The 25,695-nt window shown below is 52.4% G+C and carries 23 protein-coding genes; 21 read left to right on the top strand and 2 right to left on the bottom strand.

All coding sequences use genetic code 11. The features are described 5' to 3' along the window. The first annotated feature begins 3 nt into the window (after nucleotides 1–3). From mtnA to rlmD, 21 genes are all read left to right on the top strand, one after another. Nucleotides 4–1,059, top strand: a complete 1,056-nt coding sequence (mtnA, locus tag HY272_14625) for an S-methyl-5-thioribose-1-phosphate isomerase (GenBank protein ID MBI3773917.1) — start codon at nucleotides 4–6, stop codon at nucleotides 1,057–1,059. Nucleotides 1,060–1,210: 151 nt separating this feature from the next. Then, on the top strand, nucleotides 1,211–3,772 hold the full coding sequence (gyrA, locus tag HY272_14620) for a DNA gyrase subunit A (GenBank protein ID MBI3773916.1): 2,562 nt from the start codon (nucleotides 1,211–1,213) through the stop codon (nucleotides 3,770–3,772). Nucleotides 3,773–3,790: 18 nt separating this feature from the next. Further along, nucleotides 3,791–4,873, top strand: a complete 1,083-nt coding sequence (gene serC / locus HY272_14615) for a 3-phosphoserine/phosphohydroxythreonine transaminase (protein MBI3773915.1) — start codon at nucleotides 3,791–3,793, stop codon at nucleotides 4,871–4,873. A 36-nt stretch (nucleotides 4,874–4,909) separates the two neighbouring features. Then, nucleotides 4,910–6,085, top strand: a complete 1,176-nt coding sequence (locus HY272_14610) for a phosphoglycerate dehydrogenase (protein ID MBI3773914.1) — start codon at nucleotides 4,910–4,912, stop codon at nucleotides 6,083–6,085. Between the two features lie 9 nt (nucleotides 6,086–6,094). Then, nucleotides 6,095–7,183 carry a prephenate dehydratase gene (gene pheA, locus HY272_14605; protein MBI3773913.1) on the top strand — a complete coding sequence of 363 codons (1,089 nt, stop codon included), beginning with the start codon at nucleotides 6,095–6,097 and terminating at the stop codon, nucleotides 7,181–7,183. A 47-nt stretch (nucleotides 7,184–7,230) separates the two neighbouring features. Beyond that, a complete protein-coding gene (gene aroF, locus HY272_14600) occupies nucleotides 7,231–8,247 on the top strand; it encodes a 3-deoxy-7-phosphoheptulonate synthase (protein MBI3773912.1) in 1,017 nt (338 codons plus the stop codon). Nucleotides 8,248–8,273: 26 nt separating this feature from the next. Next, nucleotides 8,274–9,143 (top strand): prephenate dehydrogenase/arogenate dehydrogenase family protein, encoded by an 870-nt coding sequence (locus HY272_14595; protein MBI3773911.1) that lies wholly within the window; start codon nucleotides 8,274–8,276, stop codon nucleotides 9,141–9,143. A gap of 243 nt (nucleotides 9,144–9,386) precedes the next feature. Further along, a complete protein-coding gene (gene aroA, locus HY272_14590) occupies nucleotides 9,387–10,697 on the top strand; it encodes a 3-phosphoshikimate 1-carboxyvinyltransferase (protein MBI3773910.1) in 1,311 nt (436 codons plus the stop codon). Between the two features lie 3 nt (nucleotides 10,698–10,700). Continuing rightward, on the top strand, nucleotides 10,701–11,387 hold the full coding sequence (locus HY272_14585; GenBank protein ID MBI3773909.1) for a (d)CMP kinase: 687 nt from the start codon (nucleotides 10,701–10,703) through the stop codon (nucleotides 11,385–11,387). Between the two features lie 50 nt (nucleotides 11,388–11,437). After that, on the top strand, nucleotides 11,438–13,201 hold the full coding sequence (gene rpsA / locus HY272_14580) for a 30S ribosomal protein S1 (protein ID MBI3773908.1): 1,764 nt from the start codon (nucleotides 11,438–11,440) through the stop codon (nucleotides 13,199–13,201). 134 nt (nucleotides 13,202–13,335) lie between these two features. Further along, nucleotides 13,336–13,644 (top strand): integration host factor subunit beta, encoded by a 309-nt coding sequence (locus tag HY272_14575; protein MBI3773907.1) that lies wholly within the window; start codon nucleotides 13,336–13,338, stop codon nucleotides 13,642–13,644. A 30-nt stretch (nucleotides 13,645–13,674) separates the two neighbouring features. Beyond that, on the top strand, nucleotides 13,675–13,962 hold the full coding sequence (locus HY272_14570; GenBank protein MBI3773906.1) for a LapA family protein: 288 nt from the start codon (nucleotides 13,675–13,677) through the stop codon (nucleotides 13,960–13,962). Between the two features lie 6 nt (nucleotides 13,963–13,968). Further along, a complete protein-coding gene (gene lapB / locus HY272_14565; protein MBI3773905.1) occupies nucleotides 13,969–15,135 on the top strand; it encodes a lipopolysaccharide assembly protein LapB in 1,167 nt (388 codons plus the stop codon). Then, complete coding sequence (pyrF, locus tag HY272_14560) at nucleotides 15,135–15,860, top strand: orotidine-5'-phosphate decarboxylase (GenBank protein ID MBI3773904.1); 726 nt, start codon at nucleotides 15,135–15,137, stop codon at nucleotides 15,858–15,860. Before lapB ends, pyrF begins: the two co-directional genes overlap by 1 nt. Before the next feature lie 50 nt (nucleotides 15,861–15,910). Then, nucleotides 15,911–16,195: a ComEA family DNA-binding protein gene (locus HY272_14555; GenBank protein MBI3773903.1), complete on the top strand. Its 285-nt coding sequence runs from the start codon at nucleotides 15,911–15,913 to the stop codon at nucleotides 16,193–16,195. A 29-nt stretch (nucleotides 16,196–16,224) separates the two neighbouring features. Next, nucleotides 16,225–17,688 carry a mannose-1-phosphate guanylyltransferase/mannose-6-phosphate isomerase gene (locus HY272_14550; GenBank protein ID MBI3773902.1) on the top strand — a complete coding sequence of 488 codons (1,464 nt, stop codon included), beginning with the start codon at nucleotides 16,225–16,227 and terminating at the stop codon, nucleotides 17,686–17,688. A 57-nt stretch (nucleotides 17,689–17,745) separates the two neighbouring features. Continuing rightward, nucleotides 17,746–19,620 carry a polysaccharide biosynthesis protein gene (locus HY272_14545; GenBank protein ID MBI3773901.1) on the top strand — a complete coding sequence of 625 codons (1,875 nt, stop codon included), beginning with the start codon at nucleotides 17,746–17,748 and terminating at the stop codon, nucleotides 19,618–19,620. Between the two features lie 2 nt (nucleotides 19,621–19,622). Then, entirely contained in the window at nucleotides 19,623–20,501 is an 879-nt protein-coding gene (galU, locus tag HY272_14540; protein ID MBI3773900.1) for a UTP--glucose-1-phosphate uridylyltransferase GalU, read from the top strand. Nucleotides 20,502–20,562: 61 nt separating this feature from the next. Further along, nucleotides 20,563–21,453 carry a cysteine synthase CysM gene (cysM, locus tag HY272_14535; protein ID MBI3773899.1) on the top strand — a complete coding sequence of 297 codons (891 nt, stop codon included), beginning with the start codon at nucleotides 20,563–20,565 and terminating at the stop codon, nucleotides 21,451–21,453. A 17-nt stretch (nucleotides 21,454–21,470) separates the two neighbouring features. Beyond that, the gene (locus HY272_14530; protein MBI3773898.1) at nucleotides 21,471–22,250 is read left to right on the top strand and encodes a 3'-5' exonuclease; all 780 of its coding nucleotides are present in this window, start codon (nucleotides 21,471–21,473) and stop codon (nucleotides 22,248–22,250) included. 13 nt (nucleotides 22,251–22,263) lie between these two features. Further along, entirely contained in the window at nucleotides 22,264–23,589 is a 1,326-nt protein-coding gene (rlmD, locus tag HY272_14525) for a 23S rRNA (uracil(1939)-C(5))-methyltransferase RlmD (GenBank protein ID MBI3773897.1), read from the top strand. A gap of 174 nt (nucleotides 23,590–23,763) precedes the next feature. Here rlmD and HY272_14520 read toward each other — a convergent pair whose 3' ends face one another. Then, the gene (locus HY272_14520) at nucleotides 23,764–24,762 is read right to left on the bottom strand and encodes a zinc-dependent alcohol dehydrogenase family protein (protein MBI3773896.1); all 999 of its coding nucleotides are present in this window, start codon (nucleotides 24,760–24,762) and stop codon (nucleotides 23,764–23,766) included. A gap of 17 nt (nucleotides 24,763–24,779) precedes the next feature. Beyond that, nucleotides 24,780–25,652, bottom strand: a complete 873-nt coding sequence (locus HY272_14515; protein ID MBI3773895.1) for a hypothetical protein — start codon at nucleotides 25,650–25,652, stop codon at nucleotides 24,780–24,782. Nucleotides 25,653–25,695: the final 43 nt, after the last annotated feature.

The following is a 25,695-nucleotide window of genomic DNA, read 5'->3' as shown; positions in this document are numbered from 1 at the left end:
GGAATGAGCGACCAACAAATTTTGCACGACCGAATCCGGGCCGTGGAGTGGAGTGAGGCCGGGCTCAAACTGCTCGACCAGCGGCTATTGCCCATGCTCAAACAATGGGTCACTTTGCGCGATGTCGAGGGTGTCGCCAATGCGATTCGTGACATGGTGGTGCGCGGTGCGCCTGCCATCGGTGTGACGGCGGCCTATGGCATGGTGTTGGCGGGCCGGGCGCGTTATGTCGCTTCACCACGCAGCTGGAAACAAGATATCGAAGCCGACTTGCAAACGCTGGCCCAATCACGGCCGACGGCAGTGAATCTGTTTTGGGCCCTGGAGCGGATGAAGGTTTTCATCGCTACTCTGCCTGAGGGGGATCCAGGCGTGGCCTTATTGGAAGAAGCCACCCGTATCCATGACGAAGACATTGCCGCCAATCGCCGGATGGGCGCCTTGGGTGCGGAGCTGATCAAGTCTGATTCGGTGGTGTTGACACACTGCAATACCGGTTCACTGGCGACCGGGGGATTCGGAACGGCTCTGGGCGTAATTCGCGCCGCCTATGGCGCTGGCAAGATCAGGCATGTCTATGCCGATGAAACCCGGCCCTGGCTGCAGGGGGCACGGCTGACAGCCTGGGAGTTGGTCGAGGACGAGATCCCGGTTACCTTGATTGCTGATAGCGCGGCAGCGAGCTTGATGCGCCAGGGGCAGGTGAAGTGGGTGATCGTCGGTTCCGACCGGATCGCTGCCAATGGCGATGTGGCCAACAAGATTGGCACCTATTCGCTGGCGGTGATTGCGCGCCATCATGGGGTCAAGTTCATGGTCGTGGCGCCTACCACTACCGTGGATATGAATTTGAGCTCCGGCGATCAGATCCCGATTGAGGAGCGGGCCGAGGAAGAGGTGTTGTCACTGGTCGGTCAGCGGATTGCGCCGCAAGGCGTACGGGCTTGGAATCCATCCTTTGACGTGACTCCGGCGGCACTGGTCGATGCCATCGTCACCGAACGGGGGGTGGTCTTGGCCCCGGATGTCGCCAAGATGAGGAAAATGATGGGGGGTTAGCACGTTTCAATACCTCGCCAGATAAGGTGCGACGAGGGTGGGGGCTATGCTAAAATTTCTCCTTTATATACTGAGTTGTCAGGACCGCCTGAGCGTGGGGTTCAGTGGTAGCCTGGCTGCGGACCTACATAACATAAGCGATTGATTATCCATGGTTGAATTTGCGAAGGAAGTCCTCCCGATTGCGATCGAGGAGGAGATGAAGCAATCGTACATGGAGTACGCCATGAGCGTTATTGTCGGGCGTGCTCTGCCGGATGTTCGCGATGGTCTGAAACCCGTGCATCGCCGGGTTCTGTTTGCCATGAGCGAGCTGGGCAACGACTGGAATAAGCCCTACAAAAAATCAGCCCGCGTCGTCGGTGACGTGATCGGTAAATACCATCCTCATGGTGACTCCGCCGTTTATGACACCATCGTCCGTATGGCTCAGCCGTTTTCGATGCGTTACATGCTGGTGGATGGTCAGGGTAACTTCGGTTCTGTCGATGGCGATGCGGCAGCTGCCATGCGGTACACCGAAGTGCGCATGGCCAAAATCGCGCATGAAATGCTGGCCGATCTCGATAAAGAGACCGTCGATTTTGTCCCCAATTACGATGAATCCGAGCGTGAACCGACAGTGTTTCCGGCGCGCGTGCCGAATCTGCTGATCAACGGCTCGGCGGGGATCGCGGTGGGTTTGGCCACCAACATCCCGCCGCACAATCTCACCGAAGTCGTTACTGCCTGTATCGCCCTGGTCGACAATCCCGATATGGATATTGCCGGTTTGATGGAGCACGTGCCGGGCCCGGATTTTCCGACGGCCGCCATCATCAACGGTGGGCGCGGTATCCGCGAGGCCTATTACACCGGCCGCGGCCGCATCTATTTGCGTGCGCGCAGCGAAATTGAAATCGACGAGGCGCGCGATAAGCAAAGCATCATCATCACCGAACTGCCCTATCAGGTAAACAAGGCGAATCTGCTGGAAAAAATCGCCGAGCTGGTGAAAGAAAAGAAGGTTGAAGGCATTACTGAACTGCGTGATGAATCCGACAAGGATGGCTTGCGCGTCGTGATCGAGCTGCGCCGCGGCGAGGTGGCGGAAGTCATTCTTAATAATTTGTACCAATACACGCAGCTGCAAAACGTCTTCGGCATCAACATGGTCGCGCTGGTTGATGGTCAGCCGCGTCTGCTCAATCTCAAGCAGATGCTGGAAGCGTTCATTCGCCACCGTCGTGAGGTAGTGGTCCGGCGTACGCTGTATGAATTGCGTAAGGCACGTGAACGGGCGCATGTATTGGAAGGCCTGGCGGTTGCGCTCGCCAATATTGACGAAGTGATTGCACTGATCAAGGCGGCGCCCGGCCCGGCGGAAGCCAAGGCCGCGTTGATGACCAAGCCTTGGGGTCCGGGGATTGTCACCGAATTACTGGCGCGCAGCGATTCCAATGCCTCGCGGCCGGAAGATTTGTCCCCTGAGTTTGGTTTGATCAAAGGTTCATATCATCTGTCTGATGTGCAAGCGCAGGCGATTCTGGATTTGCGTTTACATCGTTTGACAGGGCTTGAGCAAGGCAAGATTCGCGATGAGTTCAAGGAAATTCTGTTCAAGATTGGTGAACTGCTGGAAATTCTGGGTAGCATCGAGCGCTTAATGCAGGTGATTCGCGCCGAGCTGGTCGCGATTCGTGATGAATATGGCGATCAGCGCCGCACTGAAATCCGCGTCGATCATTCGGATTTGACGCTGGAAGATTTAATCAGCGAAGAAGATATGGTCGTCACCTTGTCGCATGCCGGCTATGTCAAGGCGCAACCGTTGTCGATGTACCGGGCGCAAAAGCGTGGCGGCAAGGGCAAGGCGGCGGCCAGCGTCAAGGAAGAAGATTTTATTGACAAGTTGTTCGTGGCCAATACCCATGACACGCTGTTATGTTTCTCAAGTCGCGGCAAAATGTACTGGAAAAAGGTTTATGAATTGCCGCAGGCCAGCCGTACCGCGCGTGGTAAACCTATCGTCAACGTATTACCGCTGGAAGAGGGCGAACGCATCAATGCCGTGTTGCCGATTCGTGAATATGAAGCCGGCAAATTCATTTTCATGGCAACCGCCAGCGGCACGGTGAAAAAGACGCCGTTACAGGATTTCTCACGTCCGCGTAGTGCCGGGATTATCGCCGTTGAGTTGTTGGCGGATGATTGCTTGGTCGGCGTTGAAATCACTGACGGCACCAAAGAAGTGATGCTGTTCAGCGATGCTGGCAAGGCGGTACGCTTTAATGAAGAAGACGTCAGGCCGATGGGGCGCACCGCGCGCGGTGTGCGTGGCATCACCTTGGGCCCTGGTCAAAAAGTTATATCGCTGCTGATCGCCGATAGCGGTGATGTGCTGACCGTGACCGAATGTGGTTATGGTAAACGGACATCAGTGGCGGATTATCCGCTGCATGGCCGTGGCGGCCAAGGCGTAATCTCAATCCAAACCAGCGAACGCAATGGCCAGGTCGTCGGCGCGGCATTGGTAAGTGATGACAATGAAATCATGTTGATCTCGAACGCCGGGACGCTGGTGCGCACCCGTGTTGCAGAGATCTCGCGGATGGGGCGCAATACCCAAGGCGTGCGTTTAATTCGGCTCGATGAAAACGAAAGTCTGTGCGGTGTGGCCCCCATCCTTGAGCAAGACGAAATACAGGACCAGAACCAGGAACAAGAATCTTAACGCAGGCAGAGGGACGATATGGCACGTGTATATAACTTCAGCGCGGGACCGGCGGTACTGCCGGAAGAGGTATTGATTCAAGCTCAGCAGGAGATGCTGGACTGGCATGATAGCGGCATGTCGGTAATGGAGATGAGTCATCGCGACAAGGAATTCATGTCGATCGCGGAAAAGGCCGAAGCCGATTTGCGCGATTTGATGTCGATCCCGAAGAACTATAAAGTGCTGTTCCTGCAAGGTGGTGCCAGTAGCCAGTTTGCAATGGTGCCGATGAATCTGCTGCGCGGCAAGAAGAAGGCCGATTATATCAATACCGGTGCCTGGTCGAAAAAGGCTATCGAAGAAGCGGCGCGTTTTTGCACCGTTAATATCGCCGGTACTTCCGAAGCAAGTAAATTCTTTTCGGTGCCGATGCAGAATGAGCTGAAGCTATCGGCCGACGCAGCTTATGTTCATTACACGCCGAACGAAACAATTGCTGGCGTCGAGTTTCCATATATCCCTGAAACCGGGGATGTGCCGTTGGTTGCGGATATGTCCTCGACCATCCTTTCGCGGCCGATTGATGTCACCAAGTTTGGATTGATCTACGCTGGTGCGCAAAAGAATATTGGTCCGGCTGGATTGACGGTGGTGATTGTGCGTGAAGATTTGATCGGTCAGGCATTGCCGGAAGCGCCTGTGATGCTCGATTACAAGATCCATGCGGATAATGATTCGATGTACAACACCCCACCTACCTATGCTTGGTATTTGGCAGGCATGGTATTCGATATGTTGAAGCGCAAGGGTGGATTGGAAGCAATGGCGCGTATTAATCAGCGTAAGGCTGAGAAGTTGTACAAGGCCATTGATGAATCCAGTTTCTATCGCAACCCCGTCGATCCAAAATGTCGTTCATGGATGAATGTGCCGTTTACCTTGCGTAACTCAGAGCTTGATTCTCAGTTCCTGTCTGAAGCTTCAAAAGCGGGTCTGAAGACACTCAAGGGGCATCGCTCGGTGGGTGGCATGCGTGCCAGCATTTACAACGCAATGCCGGAGTCTGGTGTCGATACGTTGATTGCATTCATGGCCGATTTCGCAAAACGCAACGGTTGATCTAATAAGTAACCCGGCAGGCTAGGGAGTGCAGGCATGTATAAAATATTGACGCTAAATAACATTGCGGTCATCGGGCTGGATCGATTGCCACGCGATCGTTATGAAATCGCCTCCGAGATTCAGCATCCGGATGCAATATTGCTGCGTTCATTCAAAATGCATGAGATGCCTATTCCTGACACCTTAAAGGCAGTCGGCAGAGCGGGTGCCGGGGTTAACAATATTCCAGTGGATAAGCTGACCAAGCTCGGTATCCCTGTGTTTAACGCGCCCGGCGCTAATGCCAATGCTGTAAAAGAATTGGTTGTCGCCGGGATGTTGCTTGCAGCTCGTAACATATGCCAGGCGTGGGATTACACTAACAAGCTGGAAGGAGACGATGCCAAATTGCACAAAGAAGTGGAGGCAGGGAAGGCCAAATTTGCCGGTTTTGAGTTGCCTGGCCGCACCCTCGGGGTAATTGGCCTCGGTGCTATAGGGATCAAAGTAGCCAACGTGGCGCTAGATCTTGGTATGAAAGTCATTGGTTACGATCCACAAATCACAGTCCAAAGTGCATGGAAGTTATCAGCCAAGGTGCAGCAGGCGCATAGTGTCGATGACTTGCTGCGGCAAGTGGATTTTGTCACTTTTCATGTGCCGTTGGTGGATGCCACGCGCAATATGTTGAGCGCAGATCGCATCAAGCTGATGAAGAAAGACGCTGTGGTGTTGAATTTTGCGAGGGAAGGGATTGTTGACGAGACGGCGGTCTGTGATGCGCTGGGTGCCGATCGGCTCTATTCCTATGTCTGCGACTTTCCCAGCAACCGTCTCAAGGGAAATCCAAAGGTTATTGCATTACCCCATCTGGGGGCATCGACCCAGGAAGCTGAAGATAATTGTGCAGTCATGGTGGCGGATCAGGTACGAGATTTTCTTGAAAATGGCAATATTCTCAATGCCGTGAACTTTCCTGAAGTCATGATGCCGCGTACTGACGGTACCCGACTGGCGATTGCAAATGCCAATGTGCCGAATATGGTGGGGCAGATTTCCACTGCTTTGGCTGAGGCCGGGTTGAATATTATTGACCTAATCAACAAGTCAAAAGGTGAAGTCGCTTATACCTTGATCGATATTGAAGGTCAGATGTTAGATTCTGTGCTGAGTCGCATTAAAGCGATTAATGGCGTCTTGTCGTTGCGCGTGTTGCCATCAGGGAAGTAGTTGTCGTTTATGACCGATAAACCGAAAAATCTCGATGGGATCCGGCTGCGTATCGATGAGCTTGATGAGCAAATCCAGCACTTGATTAACGAACGCGGACGGTGTGCTCAACAGGTGGCTGAGATTAAGTCTGGCGTCGGTCATGATGTGGATTATTATCGTGCCGAACGCGAGGCACAGGTGTTACGGCAAGTGATTGCGCGCAATCAAGGGCCGCTAACAGATGAAGATATTGCGCGCCTGTTTCGCGAAATCATGTCTTCCTGTCTGGCGCTGGAACAGAAAATGCGCATCGCATTTCTAGGCCCTGAAGGCACATTTTCCCAAGATGCCGCGCTGAAACACTTCGGCCATGCCGTTGTCACTGTGCCGCATGGTGCCATCGATGAAATCTTCCGCGATGTCGAATCCGGATTATCGAATTATGGCGTGGTGCCCGTGGAAAATTCCACTGAGGGCGTGGTGAATCATACCCTGGATATGTTCCTCAACTCGCCATTGAAGATTTGTGGTGAAGTAGAGCTGCGCATCCATCACTGTTTGCTGGCGCGCGAGATGGATATCTCTAAGATTACCAAGGTGTATGGTCATCAGCAGGCGTTGGCACAGTGTCGGGAATGGTTAGATGAGGAGCTTAAAAATATTCCTCGCATTGCGGTCAGCAGTAATGCCAAGGCCGCTAGTCTAGCGTTTGAGGAAGCAGGTGCGGCAGCAATTGCCTCAGCAACAGCGGCTGAAATTTACGGTTTAGAAGTGTTGGTGGCCAATATCGAGGATGAGCCTGATAATACCACCCGATTTTTGATTATTGGCCGTAAATCACCAGGTGTCAGCGGCAAGGATAAGACATCTTTGTTATTATCCACCACCAACCGGCCGGGGGCTTTGGCGCGATTGTTGGTGCCGTTAGCCGAAGCAGGTATTTCGATGACGCGGATTGAATCGCGTCCGTCACGACGCGGTATGTGGGATTATGTGTTTTTTGTCGATATCGAGGGGCATGCTATTGATGCCAAGGTCGCTACTGCGCTGGATATGTTGCGCAAGGAAGCCGCGATGTTGAAAGTGTTGGGATCGTACCCGGTTGCAGTCCTGTGACTTTAAATTTTTATTGAATTGAGTTAGACACATCTGGAGATGTCCCAATGATTATTATTTTGAAATCCGAAGCGAACGACGAGCAGATCCACGCCGTGGAAGAAAAGTTGCTCGCCATGGGGATGCAGCCGCATGTGTCGCGAGGTATCCAGCGGACGGTGATTGGTGCCATTGGCGATGAGCGCAAGATCGATAAAGAGGCGCTCGAAGCGTTGCCAATGGTCGAAAATGTTGTGCGGGTAATGAAGCCGTACAAGATCGTGGCCCGTGAATCACACAAGCAAGATACCATCATCGATATCAAAGGCATCCCGTTGGGGGGCAAACAAATTCAAATCATTGCTGGCCCCTGTTCGGTCGAAACCCAGGATCAGATGGATAAATCGGCAGCGGCAGTGGCCAAGGCCGGTTGTCGTCTGATGCGTGGTGGCGCCTTTAAACCACGCACCAGTCCTTATACCTTTCAAGGTGTTGGCGTTAAGGGGCTGGAAATGTTCCAGACCGCAGCGCGCAAACACAAGCTGCCGATTGTGACTGAGTTAATGGATGTGCGAATGCTGGATACCTTCCTTGAATATGGCGTGGATGTGATCCAGATTGGTACCCGCAACATGCAGAACTTTGACCTGCTCAAGGAGGTCGGCAAAGTACAAGTACCTGTTATCTTAAAGCGAGGTATGTCGGCGACGATTTCCGAATGGCTAATGTCGGCGGAATATATCGCTGCCGCAGGCAATCACAATATTATTTTCTGCGAGCGCGGTGTGCGCAGCTTTGAAACTTATTACCGCAATATGCTGGATGTCACGGCAATCCCAGTGTTGAAGCTGGAAACGCATTTGCCGGTAATTATTGATCCCAGCCATGCCGGTGGTAAGGCGTGGATGGTGCCTGCTTTGTCCCGAGCTGCGATTGCGGCCGGTGCCGATGGCTTATTGATCGAAGCGCATCCTTGTCCTTCCGAGGCTTGGTGTGATGCCGATCAGGCGCTGAGCCCGCAGCAACTCGAAGTCTTGATGGGTGAATTGCGTGGTATTGCCCAAGTGGTTGGCCGCGAGCTGTAAGTAAGGTCTCGATTTAGCTATCGATCATGATCAGACAACTGACCATTATTGGCGTAGGCTTGATCGGCGGTTCGCTGGCGCGGGCGCTAAAGGCGGCCGGTTATTGCCAGGAAGTGGTTGGCTGTGCTCGCGATCAATCTCAATTACAACGTGCGCTTGAGTTGGGCGTGATTGATCGTGCCAGCACCGACATCGCAACCGCGGTTCAAGGCGCTGATGTTGTAGTGCTGGCAGTACCTTTGGGTGCAATGGAAATGTGTTTTCGCGCCATGGCAGGTCATGTCGCCGATGATGCAATCATTACTGATGTCGGCAGTGCCAAAGCCAGTGTTGTGGCTGCTGCTCGCGCTGCATTTCGGCGTTTGCCGGCAGGCTTTGTGCCTGGACATCCTATCGCAGGCACGGAAAAAAGCGGAGTTGAAGCATCATTTACGGAATTGTTTCATAAGCGGCGAGTGATTCTGACCCCTGTGCCGGAGTCGGCGCCTGGTGCGGTAGCCAAAGTGCGCCAGATGTGGGAACAAACCGGTGCCGTGGTCGAAGAAATGAACGTTGAGCATCATGATGAGGTTCTGGCCGCAACCAGTCATTTGCCGCATCTGTTAGCCTTTGGGTTGGTGGACTCGTTGGTGGGGATGGATGAAAGCGAAGAAATTTTCCGCTTTGCCGCTGGCGGGTTTCGTGACTTTACCCGCATTGCCTCCAGTGATCCATTGATGTGGCGCGATATTTGCCTTGCCAATCGGGAAGCAATTCTCAAAGTACTGGCACATTATTCAGAGGACCTTGCCGAGCTTACGCGTTCCGTGCGCGATGGTAATGGTGCGGCACTGGAATCCGTTTTTCGTCGTGCCAAAGACGCGCGTGACCGTTACGCGAAACAGCTCGAGAATTAATCTGGATTTATTGATTATTTACCACAGAGACATCGAGAACACAGAGATTTTGATGGTGCCGAGTTATTTGAGGTAATGAGAAGTGTAGAGTGTGGCAGGTAATAGAAGCTTAAATAGATGCAGTTTTCTGTGTTGCAATAATGTATTTGAGATGAAGCAAGGTATTTTCTGCTTACGAATGGTAACCACTCTGTGTACTCTGTGCCTCTGTGGTGAGTAAATATTCCAAGAGATAGAGTTTCAATGAGTGGATCAAACGTTCGTTTTTTTGTGAAGCCAGGCGGTGCCCTGAATGGCCGGGTACGCGTGCCTGGCGATAAATCCATCTCCCATCGTTCGATTATGTTGGGTGCGCTGGCGGAAGGCGTGACTCACGTTACCGGATTCCTGGAAGGCGAAGACAGTCTTTGTACCTTGCGCGCGTTTCGCGATATGGGGGTCAAGATCGAAGGACCGGATCAAGGTCGCGTCACGATCCATGGTGTTGGTATGCATGGGCTAAAGCGCCCAAGCAAGGCACTGGATTTAGGTAATTCCGGCACCTCGATGCGATTGATGGCGGGGTTGCTGGCGGGTGCTGGTGTTGAAGTTGAAATGATCGGCGATGCCTCTCTGTCAAAACGGCCGATGCGGCGCGTCACTGATCCGCTGGCAAAAATGGGCGCGCGGATCGATGCGACAGAAAAAGGAACGCCACCTTTACATATCCAGGCCAACGCCAAACTCAAAGGCATTGACTACATCATGCCGATGGCCAGTGCACAGGTGAAGTCATCGCTGTTATTGGCAGGTTTGTATGCCGAAGGAAAAACCTGCATTACCGAACCTGCGCCGACGCGCGATCATACCGAACGTATGTTGACAGGATTTGGTTATCCTGTGGAACGTCGTGGTGCGACTGCCTGTGTGGTCGGTGGCGGCAAACTCAAGGCGACGGCGATTGATGTACCGGCCGATATTTCGTCTGCCGCATTTTTCATGGTCGGTGCCAGCATCGCGCCCGGTTCAGACATCGTACTCGAACATGTGGGCATCAATCCGACACGTACGGGTGTGATCGATATTTTGCGTTTGATGGGTGCCAATATCGAAGTCATGAATGAGCGTGAAGTCGGAGGCGAACCGGTGGCCGATATCCGTATCTGTGCATCTAAGTTGCGTGGTATTCAAATTCCGGAAGAATTGGTGCCGCTGGCGATTGATGAATTTCCGTCACTGTTCGTGGCAGCGGCCTGCGCCGAAGGCCAAACCGTGTTGACCGGTGCCGAAGAACTACGGGTGAAAGAAAGTGACCGGATTCAGGTGATGGCCGATGGGCTGCTCAAAATGGGTATTGACGCTCGCCCGACAGCGGATGGGATCATGATACAGGGCGGTGGTCTGCGAGGTGCCGAGATCGATAGTCATGGTGATCACCGGATCGCCATGTCCTTTGCCATGGCGGCACTGCGGGCGGAAGGAGAGGTCGTTATCAACGATTGTGCCAATGTGGCGACCTCGTTTCCGGGTTTTATTCAGCTGGCGCGTGGCGCAGGCTTGGAGATCAAGGGTTAAGCCATGATAGAAGAAAAACCCCCGGTAATTACCATCGATGGTCCTGGCGGATCGGGCAAAGGCACGATTAGCCGTCTTCTGGCCCAGGATCTGGATTGGCATTTTCTGGATAGTGGAGCGCTTTACCGCCTGGTGGGACTTGCCGCACGCTGGCATTCGATTCCCTTTGGGGACGCGGTGGGGCTGGAAACCCTGGCGGCCCACCTGGATGTCCAGTTTACGGGCGACGACACCGGCGCCACGACCCGAATTTTCCTTGAGGGAGAAGAAGTTACCGATGTCATCCGTAGCGAGGAGTGTGGTAATGATGCCTCGAAGGTGGCCGTGATTCCTATGGTGCGCAGTGCGCTGCTGGAGCGGCAACGGGCCTTCTGTCAGCCACCGGGACTGGTGGCCGATGGCCGTGACATGGGAACAGTAGTGTTTCCGGATGCCAAGCTTAAAATCTTCCTGACTGCAAGTCTGGATGAGCGCGTCTCCAGGCGCCATAAGCAGTTGAAGGAAAAGGGGGTTAATGTTAATATGGCGGCCCTTTATCAGGAACTTGCCCAGCGCGATGCGCGCGATAAGGAGCGGGCGGTAGCCCCGCTGATGCCGGCGGCAGATGCCGTTGTGGTGGATACCTCCGGTGTACCCGTAGCCGAAGTATTGGCGCGGGTGAAGGCACTTTGGCAGCAGGTTTCAGGTTAGGGCACACGCGTTACGCAATATTACTACGGGGGTCTGGCAACGCCAGACCGATGATAAACACACACCGCATTCTTGCGGTGCAACAGCAATCAAAGTCAGGACGTCAGTCCCGGCGAGGAAAAGGTAAACCATCAATGGAAAGCTTTGCAAAACTTCTTGAGGAAAGTCTGGTTAACGAGCGCATGCAGCCTGGCGCAATTTTGCGCGCGACTGTATTGAGCATCGATGACAACGTCGTCGTTGTTAATGCCGGTTTGAAATCAGACAGCGCAATCCCGGTCGAACAGTTCTACAACGAAACCGGTAAAGTCAATGTTAACGTCGGTGACGAAATCGAAGTCGCTCTGGAAACCGTTGAAGACGGTTACGGCGAAACTCGCTTGTCACGTGAAAAAGCCGTGCGCGCCCAGGCTTGGGTTGATCTCGAGAAAGCAATGAACGAATCTACGGCCGTGATCGGTGTCATCACCGGCAAGGTCAAAGGCGGCTACACTGTCGAAATGAGCGGTATCCGCGCCTTCCTCCCCGGTTCTTTGGTTGATGTACGTCCCGTGCGCGATGCAGCGCATCTTGAAGGCAAGACCCTTGAATTCAAGGTTGTCAAACTGGATCGCCGCCGTAACAATGTTGTTGTGTCACGCCGCGCTGTGGTTGAGAAAGAAGGTAGCGCCGAGCGTCAAGTGCTGCTCGACAATCTGGTCGAAGGCCAAGTCATCAAGGGTGTGGTCAAGAACCTCACCGATTACGGCGCTTTCATTGATCTGGGCGGTATTGATGGTCTGTTGCATATCACCGATATGGCATGGCGTCGTGTACGTCAGCCGTCAGAAATCGTCAATGTCGGTGACGAAATCACCGTTAAAGTATTGAAGTTCGACAAAGAGCGTCAACGCGTTTCTCTGGGTCTCAAGCAGTTGGGCGATGACCCATGGTCTGCAATTTCGCGCCGTTACCCAGTAGGTACCCGCATGTTCGGCAAAGTCACCAACATTGCTGATTACGGTTGCTTTGTTGAGATCGAACAAGGTGTTGAAGGTCTGGTACACGTTTCTGAAATGGATTGGACCAACAAGAACATCCATCCGTCCAAGGTTGTACACGTTGGCGACGAAGTTGAAGTTATGGTGCTGGATATCGACGAAGAGCGTCGCCGTATTTCTCTGGGCATGAAGCAGTGCCAGATGAATCCGTGGGAATCCTTCTCGGTCACCCATAACAAGGGCGAGAAGATCAAGGGCGTAATCAAGTCGATCACCGATTTCGGTATTTTCGTTGGTCTGGAAGGCGGCATCGACGGCCTGCTGCACTTGTCTGATATTTCCTGGAATGAGACCGGTGAAGACGCCGTTCGTAAATACAAGAAGGGCGATGAACTCGAGTCCGTCATTCTGGCAATCGATCCTGAGCGCGAGCGTATTTCGCTGGGTATCAAGCAGCTGGATCAGGATCCATTCTCCCAGTATGTTGGTGAGCATCCAAAAGGCACCATCGTGAAAGGCGTGGTCGCTGAAGTTGACGCCAAGGGTGCCGTGATCACACTGACAGAAGGCGTGGAAGGTCATCTGCGCGCTTCTGAATTGTCGCGTGAGCATGTCGAAGATATGCGTACGCTGCTGAACGTGGGGGATGCGGTTGAAGCCAAGTTCATTGGCGTTGATCGCAAGAACCGTACTATCATGCTGTCGATCAAGGCTAAAGATAGTGACGAAGAGGCCGAAGCAATTCAGGAATACACTCGCGGCGGTGTTGGCTCCACTACCCTGGGTGATATCCTTAAAGAAAAGATGGAAACTCAGGGCGAACAGAACGTCTAATCGCACCAACCCGGAGCCGGTCCCAGTGACCGGCTTTTTTTTCAGGGGGGAGTTGCGAAAACACTTGTCTTATCAGTATTATAGCTTGACCAAGGGGGTGATTCTGGCCCCTAGCAACCAGGGGAAGACTAATAATGACAAAATCTGAGCTGATCGAAATTTTGTCGCAACGTCAGAGTCATTTGACTTCGAAAGACGTTGAATTCGCTATCAAAACCATGATTGAGCAAATGGCTCTAACCTTGGCCACCGGGGATCGCATCGAGATCCGGGGATTTGGTAGTTTTTCACTGCACTTCCGTCCGCCGCGTGTAGGACGTAATCCTAAAACGGGTGAATCGGTGCCCTTGACCGGAAAATACGTCCCCCACTTCAAACCGGGTAAGGAAATGCGGGAGCGGGTTAACGAAAGTGTTACCCGAGTTCCCATTACCGACAATTAAATTTCAGGTGTCCTCGGAGGGGCGTAAGGTATGACACGTATCTTCACCCTGATCTTCCTGGCCTTCATATTATTGGTCGGGATTAGTTTTTCCGTTCTCAATTCGCAAGTGGTGCATCTCAATTATTATTTTGGGAGTTGGGATTTGCCATTGTCCTTGGCGTTAATGCTGACGCTGGGGACAGGTGCAATATTAGGCTTGCTCGGTAGTGTGGGTGTGATTATTCGGCTGAAGCGAGAAATCAGCAAGCTGAAGAAAGGCATGAAACACGTTGAGCGCCGCTTGACGCACACTCGCTCCGCGACGAAGGAGTCATAGTCGATTATGCAGGAGCTAATCTGGTTATTGTTGCCTGTTGCTGCTGTTTCCGGCTGGCTTGTGGCACGACGTGAATATCGTAAGTGCCTGGAGGCTGAGGCGAGAAGTTTTAATCCAGAATATTTCAAGGGTCTGAACTTCCTGATCAATGAACAGCCGGATAAAGCGATCGATGTCTTCGTCAGGATGCTCGAGGTCGATAAAGATACCGTCGATATTCATCTGGCCTTGGGCAGTCTTTTTCGGCGCCGCGGTGAAGTCTCGCGGGCCATACGCGTCCATCAAAATCTGATTGTACGTTCCAATTTATCTGCGGTGCAACGCGGTCAGGTCTTGTTTGAGCTGGCGCAGGATTATATGAGTGCTGGTTTGCTGGATCGGGCTGAAGAGTTGTGTCAGGAAATTATCGATTCCGAGAGTCGACATTTACCCGCCCTGAAATTATTGCGCGATATTTACGAACAGGAAAAAGAGTGGTTCCGGGCAGTGGATGTTGTGCGCAAAATCGAGACTTGCACCGGTAAGGCGGAAGATCAATTAATCGCGCAGTATTATTGTGAAATTGCTGATAATGCCCAGAAAAAAGGCGATATCGCTCAGGCCGAACGGATGCTGGAGCGGGCCATTGCGCAGGATGATGGCTGTGCAAGGGCAATGATCATGCAAGGGGATTTGCGACGTGATGCAGGTGATTGGTCAGGTGCAATCCAACATTATCAGCGCTTGGAAAAACGGGCACCTCAATATTTGGCCGAAGTGTTGGCGTCATTAGTGAAATGTCATGAAGCTTGCGGGCAGCGAGCAGAATTACTCGGGTTTCTTAAAAAAGTAATACATCATCATTCCAATGTTGAGTTGTTACTGGCTGCCTCGCGCATGATTTTTGATCTTGAGGGCGAGTCTGCGGCGGCAAATTTTTTGGGGCAGGAAATTAGCAAACGTCCTTCGCTGCATGGAGTGAATTATATGCTGGAGTTGGAAATGCAGCGTCAGCCGCCCGTTTCCGAGAACTATGCGCTGATCAAAACGACTTTAAATAAATTATTGGCAGCGAAGCCTGTATATCGTTGTGCTAACTGTGGGTTTACTGGAAATGCCATGCATTGGTCTTGCCCGAGTTGTAAGCGTTGGTCGAGTATTCGTTCAGTTCAGGAGCGTGGAGTTATCAATTAATGCCGTTTTTTGAGACTGATCCCAAACGGATCATTGTTGCCTTGGATTTTCCCACTGCCGACCGGGCGTGGGTGCTGGTTGAAAAACTCGATCCCCGCGGTTGTCGAGTGAAGGTAGGTAAGGAGTTGTTTACCCGTGAGGGGCCTGCTTTTGTTAAGCGCTTAGTGAACGCCGGTTATGAGGTGTTTCTGGATCTCAAATTCCATGATATTCCCAACACTGTCGCGGCCGCATGTGCGGCCGCGGCTGATCTTGGGGTGTGGATGCTGAATGTGCATGCCCAGGGCGGGCGGCGGATGATGGAAGCGGCGCGGGAGGCCGTAGCTGCGGCGGGTGAGCATCGGCCCTTGTTGATCGCGGTCACTATTCTTACCAGCCTGACTGAACGCGAGATCCATGAAACGGGGCTGGGGGGGAACCTTGCGGCTAACGTCTTGCGCTTGGCGCAGTTAACCGAGAGTAGTGGCTTGGATGGAGTGGTCTGTTCACCGCAAGAAGCAGCTTTGCTGCGCCAAGCAATCGGGGCGGAATTTTGTTTGGTGACGCCAGGAGTGCGTCCGGCGGGGAGTGACAAAGGCGACCAGAATCGGGTATTGACCCCCAGTGAGGCGCTCAAGTCGGGGGCGAGCTATCTTGTGATTGGTCGGCCAATTACCCAGGCGCCGGATCCGTTGGCGGCACTACGGTCGATTCAGTTAGGAATCGCTAATGCCTTGACTAAATAGGGATTTTTCGGCATCCTTTTGTTTTAAAGACAGGAATCGGAGGTAAAGGAGTGCGCTCCGTGAAAGCCATTTTAGGGATTTTGTTGATAGCGCTGGTTGGCGTTGCCGCTGCGGCAGAGGTGGTGAATATCAACCGCGCCAATACCGCAACATTGGATCGGGAATTGGTGGGGGTCGGTCCCGCCAAGGCCAAGGCCATCGTGACGGAACGGCGGCAACATGGGCCATTCAAATCGGCCGACGATCTAACCCGGGTAAAAGGGATTGGTCCCAAACTCATCGAGAAAAATCGTGCCAAGATTGTGGTCGCGGACTCCGATGAGTTTTCGCAATGAAGCTGAAACAGTAATTGGATACGAGAAAGATGATTTTGCAGCCTGTAATTCTTAGCGGTGGCTCAGGAACCCGGCTCTGGCCATTGTCGCGCGAACATTTCCCCAAGCAATTGATCGCCCTGTTTGGCGAATTGAGTCTATTGCAGAATACGGTGATGCGTATGGATGGACTGGATAGCCGCCTGTCTAAGACGCAGAGCGATGAAGTCAACGTTCTCAATCCGCTGATAATCTGCAACGAAGAACATCGTTTTTTGGTCGGAGAGCAGGTCCGGCAAATCAAGAAAAATTATTCCAAAATTATTCTGGAACCTGTTGGGCGCAATACCGCGCCAGCGATGACCTTGGCGGCGCTGGCGGCCGCTGGTAGTGAGACGGATCCGATTTTGCTCGTCATGCCCGCTGATCATTTAATCAAGGATGTGACGGCGTTTCACCAGGCAGTTGTGTTGGCGGTTCCGCATGCCCGTGCGGGGGGGGTCGTGACCTTTGGTATTGTGCCGGATGCGCCAGAAACGGGTTTCGGTTACATCAAAAAGGGCGCGCGTCAGGGCGATGGTGATACCTTTACCATCGCCGCCTTTGTCGAAAAACCGGATTTAAAGACTGCAGAAAAATATCTCAACTCCGGTGACTATCTCTGGAATAGTGGCATTTTCATGATGACGGCTACTACCTGGATGACGGCAATCAAACAATATCGCAGCGACATTGCACAAAGTTGCGTGCAGGCCTTTGAACAAGGTGCGGCGGATCGTGATTTCTTTCGCGTTGACGCGAAAGTGTTTGCTGCCTGCCCCAGTGATTCCATCGATTATGCAGTCATGGAGAAAATTGTTGGATCGGCTAAGCACGGGGATGCTGTTGTTGTGCCGCTGGATGCTGGGTGGTCGGACGTGGGCTCCTGGGCCAGCTTGTGGTCGGCGAGTGAGCATGATGCGGCGGGAAATGTCAAAAAAGGCGATGTACACGCGATTGATTCGAAAAATAATGTGCTGATTGCCGAGCATCGGGTGCTGGCGACGGTGGGCTTGGAAGACATTATTGCGGTTGAAACGGCGGATGCCGTGCTGGTGGCCCACAAAGACCGCTCGCAGGATATCAAAAAGATTGTCGAAGAATTAAAGAGAAACAATAAAACTCAATACCAAACCCATCGTCGTGTCTCGCGCCCATGGGGATGTTATGAATCGATCGACAATGGCGAGCGCTTTCAGGTCAAGCGTATTACCGTTAATCCCCGGGCGGCATTATCGTTACAGATGCACCATCATCGTGCCGAGCACTGGATTGTGGTTAAGGGGACGGCCAAGGTGACGCGCGGGGATGAAATCCTGTTGGTGAGTGAAAATCAATCGACCTATATCCCGGTGGGAATGAAACATCGTTTGGAAAATCCAGGAACAATTCCCTTGGAGTTGATCGAGGTGCAATCGGGAAGCTATTTGGGCGAGGATGATATTGTCAGGTTTGAAGATGTCTATGGGCGCTAATATTCAAAATCATTCAGATAATCAAATATTGCATATAAGGGGATAGGGGCATCGCGTATGCGAGAAATCAATCGACGCACATTGGTTCTAGTGCATGATGTTTTTATGGTCATGGTGGCGTGGATGTTGGCCAACCTGATTCGTGGCAGTTATGAAGGGTATTCCATTGGATTAATGCCCAGTCCTGGCGTGATTGCAACAGTATTGTTGGCGCAAGGAGCAGTGTTGTGGAAGGTCGGTCTTTATCGTGGCGTATGGCGTTTTGCCAGCATTCCGGACCTCTGGAATATTATTCGAGCCGCAGTGTTGGGTGCCTTGGCGATTACGCTTGCCTTGTTTCTATTCAATCGAATGGCAGGTGTGCCACGTACCGCACTGATGCTCTATCCCTTGTTTCTGGTTTTTTTGTTAGGAGGGCCGCGCCTCTGTTATCGCTTATGGAAGGATCATGGGCTCAAGATCAAAATTTCCGAAGCGAAACGAGTGTTGGTGATTGGTGCCGGACGGGCCGGTGAGATGCTGGTGCGTGATATGCGTCGCAATAGAGAATATCAACCCATTGGTTTTCTCGATGATGACATCCGGCTAAAAGGGGCAAACATTCACGGCTTACCGGTCTTCGGCGCGGTCGATTGCCTGGGAAATGTGGTGGCTGAACGGAGTGTGGATATTGTGATGCTTGCGATACCTTCGGCGACGGGTATCCAGATGCGGCGCGTAGTGGCTTTGTGTAATGCGGCGGGTGTGCCGTTTCGTACCTTGCCCCGGTTGCAGGATCTGGTTTCCGGATATTCGGTATTGCAGGAATTACGTGATGTATCGATTGATGATCTGCTGGGGCGTGAATCCGTGGCACTTGATTGGAAACGGATTAGCGACGGCCTGGCGGGCAAGGTTGTTTTGTTGAGCGGTGGCGGTGGGTCCATTGGGTCAGAGTTGTGTCGCCAGATTGCCCGTTTGGGGCCTGCCAAACTCGTGATTGTGGAGAGGTCGGAATTCAATCTCTATTCTATCGAGCTGGAGCTGCGGCAACATTTTCCAAACTTGGTGCTTTATCCCTGTTTGATAGATGTCTGTGACAAGGTTGCGATTGAACGCGTGTTTGAAGAGTACCGGCCAGAAGTGGTTTTCCACGCGGCAGCCTACAAACATGTGCCGATGTTACAGGCGCAGGTTCGCGAAGCAGTGCGTAACAATGTGTTGGGCAGTCATCTTCTGGCATCGGCCGCGGATCGCCATGGTTGCGGAATATTTGTGCTGGTATCGACCGATAAGGCCGTCAATCCGGCGAATGTGATGGGTGCAACCAAACGGGTGGCTGAAATATTGTGTCAGACGCTGAGCCGACATTCGCAGACGAAGTTTATTACCGTGCGCTTTGGGAATGTCCTCGGATCTGCCGGTAGCGTGGTGCCTTTGTTCCGCGCCCAAATCGAGGCAGGCGGGCCGGTGACCGTGACCGATCCTGATATTACCCGTTATTTCATGACGATTCCGGAAGCTTCGCAATTGATTTTGCAAGCGGCTGTGTTGGGGGATGGCGGCGAGATCTTTGTGCTGGATATGGGCGAGCCGATCAAGATCAATTATCTGGCGGAACAAATGATTCGTTTGTCGGGCAAAGTACCGGGGCAGGATATTGAGATTGTCTATACCGGTTTGCGTCCTGGCGAGAAGCTGTACGAAGAATTGTTTCATGATCAGGAGAATCTTGCCGAGACCGCGCATGAGAAAATATTCCAAGCTCACAGCCGCTCGGTCGAGTGTCAGCTTGTCGATTCCGTACTGATTGATATGGAGCAATCGTGCGCAATGTATGACATAGAGCGACTAACGGCATTGCTTCATGGATTGGTGCCTGAAATGGCGTCGGTACTCCCCATGCAATCTAATCAGAACAACGTGATTCCCTTTGAAAAGGTGACGGCATAACTATGAAGGTCAAAAAGGCGGTATTTCCAGTGGCAGGCATGGGAACACGATTTTTGCCTGCAACGAAGGCAAATCCCAAGGAAATGTTGCCGATTGTCGACAAGCCACTGATTCAGTATGCGGCAGAAGAGGCGATTGCAGCCGGTATCACCCAATTGATTTTTGTGACCAGCAGTTCCAAGCGGGCGATTGAAGACCATTTTGATAAAAATTATGAGCTTGAAGCCGAACTTGAAAAGCGCGGCAAGCATGAGTTGCTAAGTCTGGTTCGTAGTGTAGTGCCGGAGGGAATTTCCTGCGTCTATGTGCGGCAGCCAGAGGCGTTGGGATTGGGGCATGCGGTGCTCTGCGCCCGGCCTGTGGTCGGAGATGAGCCATTTGCCGTGATTCTGGCCGACGATTTGATCGATGGTGCGGGAGGGGCCTGCATGTCGCAGATGGCTCAGGTATATGAACAGCATCGGTGCAGTGTTTTAGGGGTCGAGCCCGTTGCGGCGGAAGATACAGATAAGTATGGCATCGTCAAAACAGGTAGTTTCCATGAGCGTTTGGGGAAGGTTGATCGAATCGTCGAGAAACCTCGTTCCGAAGTTGCACCCTCCAATCTCGCTGTGGTGGGGCGTTATATTCTCACGCCGCAAATATTCGATTTGCTGGAACGGACGCAGCGGGGTGCGGGTGGTGAGATTCAGCTGACCGATGCGATTGCCGAGCTATTAAGACAAGAGCAGGTGCTGGCTTATCAATTTACGGGTAAACGCTATGATTGCGGTAGCAAACTCGGCTACTTGCAGGCAACGGTGGAGTATGCCTTGCAGCATCCGGAGCTTGGTGGTGCATTTCGCGGATATTTGAAATCCTTTATTTGTACCGTGGATTGAGGACTCCTCTATCCATGGGGCAAATTCGCCCGTTTGATCGGCTTCCGGTAAAATCCACAACATGACCTTTCCTACCTTGGAACAATTCATTGGTAACACGCCTTTAGTGCGTCTGCAGCGCATGCTGAGTGCCAGCACCAATACTTTGCTGGTAAAGCTCGAGGGAAACAATCCGGCGGGTTCAGTCAAAGATCGTCCTGCCTTGAGTATGATCAAACACGCTGAGGCGCGTGGCGAAATCAAGCCAGGTGACACGCTGATTGAGGCGACGAGCGGCAATACAGGTATTGCCCTGGCGATGGCGGCGGCAATGAAGGGCTATCGCATGGTGTTGATTATGCCCGAGCATATGAGCGTCGAGCGGCGGGCGGTGATGAAGGCATTTGGCGCTGAGATTATTCTGACGCCTAAGGCAGGTAGTATGGAAGCAGCGATTGATCTGGCGTGTGAAATGGAGTCACGCGGTGAGGGCCGGGTACTCAATCAATTTGCAAATCCTGATAACCCACTGGCGCATTATGAAGGCACAGGCCCAGAAATCTGGCGCGATACCCAGGGCCGGATAACGCATTTCGTCAGCGCAATGGGTACGACCGGCACCATTATGGGGACCTCCCGCTATTTACGCGAGCAAAATCCCAAGATTCAGATTATCGGAGTGCAGCCGGTGGATGGCGCCAGTATCCCGGGTATTCGTCGTTGGCCAGTTGAATATTTACCCAAGATTTACGAACCGGCACAGGTGGATCGAATTATTGATGTCACTCAGCAAGATGCGGAAGAAACTACGCGGGCTCTGGCGGCGCAGGAAGGAATTTTTGCCGGGATTTCATCCGGCGGTGCCGTAAGCGCGGCTTTACGTTTAGCACAAGAGGTTGAGAACGCCGTGATTGTCGCGATTATTTGTGATCGCGGTGATCGTTATTTATCGACGGGTGTGTTTCCTGAGTAAGCTTCCGAGAGTCACGCATGAATGTCTTTGTCTTTGATATTGAAACTGTGCCGGATGTTGCGGGTGGCCGCAAACTCTATGATTTGGATGGCTTGGCAGATAAGGACGTTGCGGAGGTCATGTTTCATCGCCGTCGGCAGGACACGGGCAATGATTTCCTGCCATTACATCAACATCGCGTCGTGGCAATCTCTGCGGTATTTCGTAACCGTGATCAACTCAAGGTCTGGTCATTGGGAACGCTTGAGTCTTCCGAGAAAGAATTGATTCAACGCTTCTTCGATGGCATCGATAAATTCACACCGACATTGGTTTCCTGGAATGGCGGTGGCTTTGATCTGCCGGTGTTGCATTATCGAGGACTGATCAATGGCGTGGTGGCGCCGCGTTATTGGGATGTCGGCGAGGGTGACCGGGACTTCAAATGGAATAATTATCTTAGCCGCTATCATTATCGACATACCGATCTGATGGACGTGTTGGCAGCCTATCAGCCGCGCGCCAATGCGCCACTGGATGACATTGCGACCTTATTGGGTTTTCCCGGCAAGATGGGGATGAGTGGCGCCAAGGTGTGGGACAGTTTTCAGGCGGGTGACTTGGAAGGTATTCGCAATTATTGTGAGACCGATGTGCTCAATACCTATCTTGTGTATCTGCGTTTTGAATTGATGCGCGGTAATTTGACAATCGAGGAATATACTGCTGAATGCCGATTGGTGCGTGAAGTATTGACGCACGAGGCCAAACCCCATTTCATCGAGTTTCTTAACGCCTGGACTGGCGGCGAAGTGTAAGGATTTATCAGGCATGAGCCGCAGAAACTTCAAGCCTGTACCCGCGGGAACGTTCCCGGCGGTGATTGGATCGCTATCTCATGATGGTCGTGGTGTTGCGCACATTGAGGGCAAAACGATCTTCATTGAGGGGGCCTTGCCGGGTGAGGAGGTGATGTTCAAGTATTTGGCGCGGCACAGGCATTTTGACGAGGGCGTGTCGGTAGAAATTAAACTACCATCGCCACAACGTGTAGCGCCGCAGTGTAAACACTTCGAGATCTGCGGTGGATGTAGTCTGCAACACCTCGATGCTCATGATCAGATACTGGTCAAGCAGAAAATTCTGCTCGAGAATTTTCGTCGCATTGGCAAGGTTGAACCGACTGAAGTGTTGGTGCCATTAACGGGTGACGTTTGGGGTTATCGGCGCAAGGCGCGGCTGGGCTGCAAATATGTCATTAAGAAACAGAAAATGGTAATCGGGTTTAGGGAAAAACGGAGTGCGTTTCTTGCCGATCTGGAAACATGCGAGGTGTTGCATCCTGCTATTGGTCAGCGGTTGGATGAATTACGGGTCTTAGTGCATAGTCTGAAGATTTTTGATCGAATTCCGCAAATCGAACTAGCGGTGAGTGATACTGCTACAGCGCTGGTGTTTCGTCACCTGGATGCGTTGATAGAGGATGATCTGGCCAAGTTGTGCGATTTCGGCGTCAAGACCGGATTTCATATTTATTTGCAACCCAAGGGGCCGGACAGTGTGCATTTGTTGTGGCCGGATCATTCGGAGTTGAGCTACCGCTTGTCAGAATTTGATCTTGAATTGTTTTTTCGCCCTACCGATTTTACGCAGGTTAATTATTCGATCAATCCGGCGATGGTCAGCCGGGCAATTCAATTACTGGATATTCAGCCCCAGGATCGGGTGCTGGATTTGTTTTGCGGGCTGGGTAACTTCACCTTACCTCTAACGCGCCACGCTCGCCATGTGGTCGGCGTCGAGGGTGATGAGTTGCTGGTCAAACAGGGGCGAGAAAATGCGCGGCGTAATGGCTTGGTTAATGTCGAGTTCCATGGCGCGAATTTAACGCTTGCGCCGCACGCGCAGCCCTGGTTTGGGCAGGGCTTTGATAAGATCTTGCTTGATCCACCACGTACTGGAGCGTATGAGATCGTGCAGCACATTGCCGAGTTTGGTGCGAAAAAGATCGTATATGTTGCTTGCGATCCGGCGACGCTGGCGCGTGATGCCGGTGTCTTGGTCAATGAGGCGGGTTATCGTTTAGTGAGCGCCGGGGTGATGGATATGTTCCCGCATACCACGCATGTCGAGTCGATTGCGCTGTTTGAGCGGTAATGAGATCAAAATCCAACGCGGAGACGCAAAGGCGCAGAGGAAAGTTGATTGCCAAGATCGCAAGAGAAGATAAAGCTATTCTATAATAATTTACCTATTCTTTCCTGGTGCCCTTTGTGAGTGGTATTTTTGTTTTTCTCTGCGCCTCCGCGCCTCCGCGTTAGATTTTTGTATTTAATCAATCGTCAGCACGATTTTGCCGGTCATTCCACCCTGTTCTATCAGACGGTGGGCTGCTGCCGCTTCGGCGAGCGGGAAGGTATGGGCAACGTGGATCTTAAGCTTGCCCTCATCGAAAAGTTGCGCACAGCGTTGCAGGATCTGACCTTGATGGCGCAATGCGTCTGTGAGTCCCTGGTGCATGGGGGTTAACATGAGCTCCAGACTGATGCGCAGATTGCGTGTGCGCGCTTCTTTCCACGAGGCAGTATCCTCTGGTTGTAACAGCGTCACTAGATCACCACCATAGCGTACTGCCGAAATACTTCGATTAAATGTTTCGCCACCCACGGTGTCGAAGGCGATATCAACACCTTGACCATTGGTCCAGTCGAGTACGGTGGTGACGAAGTCTTGTTGCTTGTAATCGATGACCTTTTCGGCACCTAACCTATTCACAAACTCCGCCTTACTGCTGTTGCCCACGGTAGTGCACACGCGTGCGTCTTTATCATGCGCGAGCTGAATTGCGACATGGCCGACGCCACCGGCGCCGGCATGGATGAGCACAGTTTGGCCTGGCTGCAAGTGGGCGCGGTCAAACAAGCTTTCCCAGGCGGTAATGAGTACCAGTGGTGCGGCAGCAGCCTGTTCAAAATTTAGTGATTTCGGCTTAAGCGCGGCAACGTATTCAGGAATTACCGCATATTCAGCGTAATTGCCCTGTGTGCCGCCGATGCCGCCGTAGCAGTAATAAACTTCATCGCCGGGTTTGAATCGAGTCACAGCTGAGCCGATGGCTTCGACTATGCCGGTACCGTCACATCCCAAAATGGTCGGATAGCGATCAGGATAATAAGTGCCCCGCGCCCGGAGTTTGGTGTCGACGGGATTAACACCGGCGGCCTTGAGGCGGACCAGGATTTCCTGCGGCTGGGTAATAACCGGACGTGCGATTTCGGCGGGTCGCAATACCTCCGGCTTCCCCGGAGTATTCATGACAACAGCACGCATTTTCATAGATTCAAGCGCTATGCCTGTGCTTTGGCAGATTTAACCTTAAGGGCAAACTCCATCAGGAAGGCGGCAAAAACTCCCAAAATTCCCCCCAGTACCAAGCCCAGAACGCCCATGACGAGTGGCGATTTACCCTTGCGTTCATATTCGCTGGCCGTTGAAATCAGCGAGGTGTTCTGAGCGGTGGCGATTTGCATGCGCAACTGATCGAGCTTGGTCTGAGTATCGATGCCGGCCACTTTGATCTGTTGCTGTTCGCGGGCGAGTTCGGAATGGGCGAATTTGAGTTCGAGCTTGAGGCGATCCTGCGTATCGGTTGCGCTCTTGGTGTGAGCGATTTTATCTTTCAATGCATTAATGTTTTCACCCAGAGCACCCGCATAGTTATTGTTTTGCAGGTCGCGGAGGGTGGTGGCGTAGTTGTCAGCCAAGGTTTTTAGCGAAGTTAATTGTTTCTCAAAAAGGACAGCGTGATCCTCAATCAGTCGTTTGCTGATCGCTGTGTGCAAGGTGCGCACGGCGTCCACTTTATCTTCTGTAGTCGTGGATTCCAAAAGAATTAACTTATCGTCCGGCGAGTCGACCTTGAGGCCGACGGGAGAATCGAGAGCGGCTTGTGTCGTTGGGATAAACAGCTTTTCCAGTTTGGTGATGGTTGATTTTGTCGACTCGAGGCTGGGTGTGCCCAGCTGAATGGCGGTGACATAAGTATGTTTGACGGAACTGATAAAGCCAAAGACCATCCCGCCCAGGGTGCAGGTCGCGGCGATGGAGAGAATGACGGTCTTATGTTTGGCCAGTGTCAGCCATAAGTCGACGAGGCTGATCTCATCTTCGTACGTGTTCTGGGACACGGGTTGGGTAAAAGGTGGTTTGGGGTCATTCACGCGATGCTACTCCGGTTGCGTAAGCAGTTTTACTGTAGGCTGC

It is taken from the genome of Gammaproteobacteria bacterium, from assembly GCA_016200485.1.
GTDB lineage: Bacteria > Pseudomonadota > Gammaproteobacteria > Tenderiales > Tenderiaceae > JACQEP01.
The sequence above is the reverse complement of the archived record's forward strand: the minus strand, read 5'-3'. Positions and strand labels throughout refer to the sequence as shown.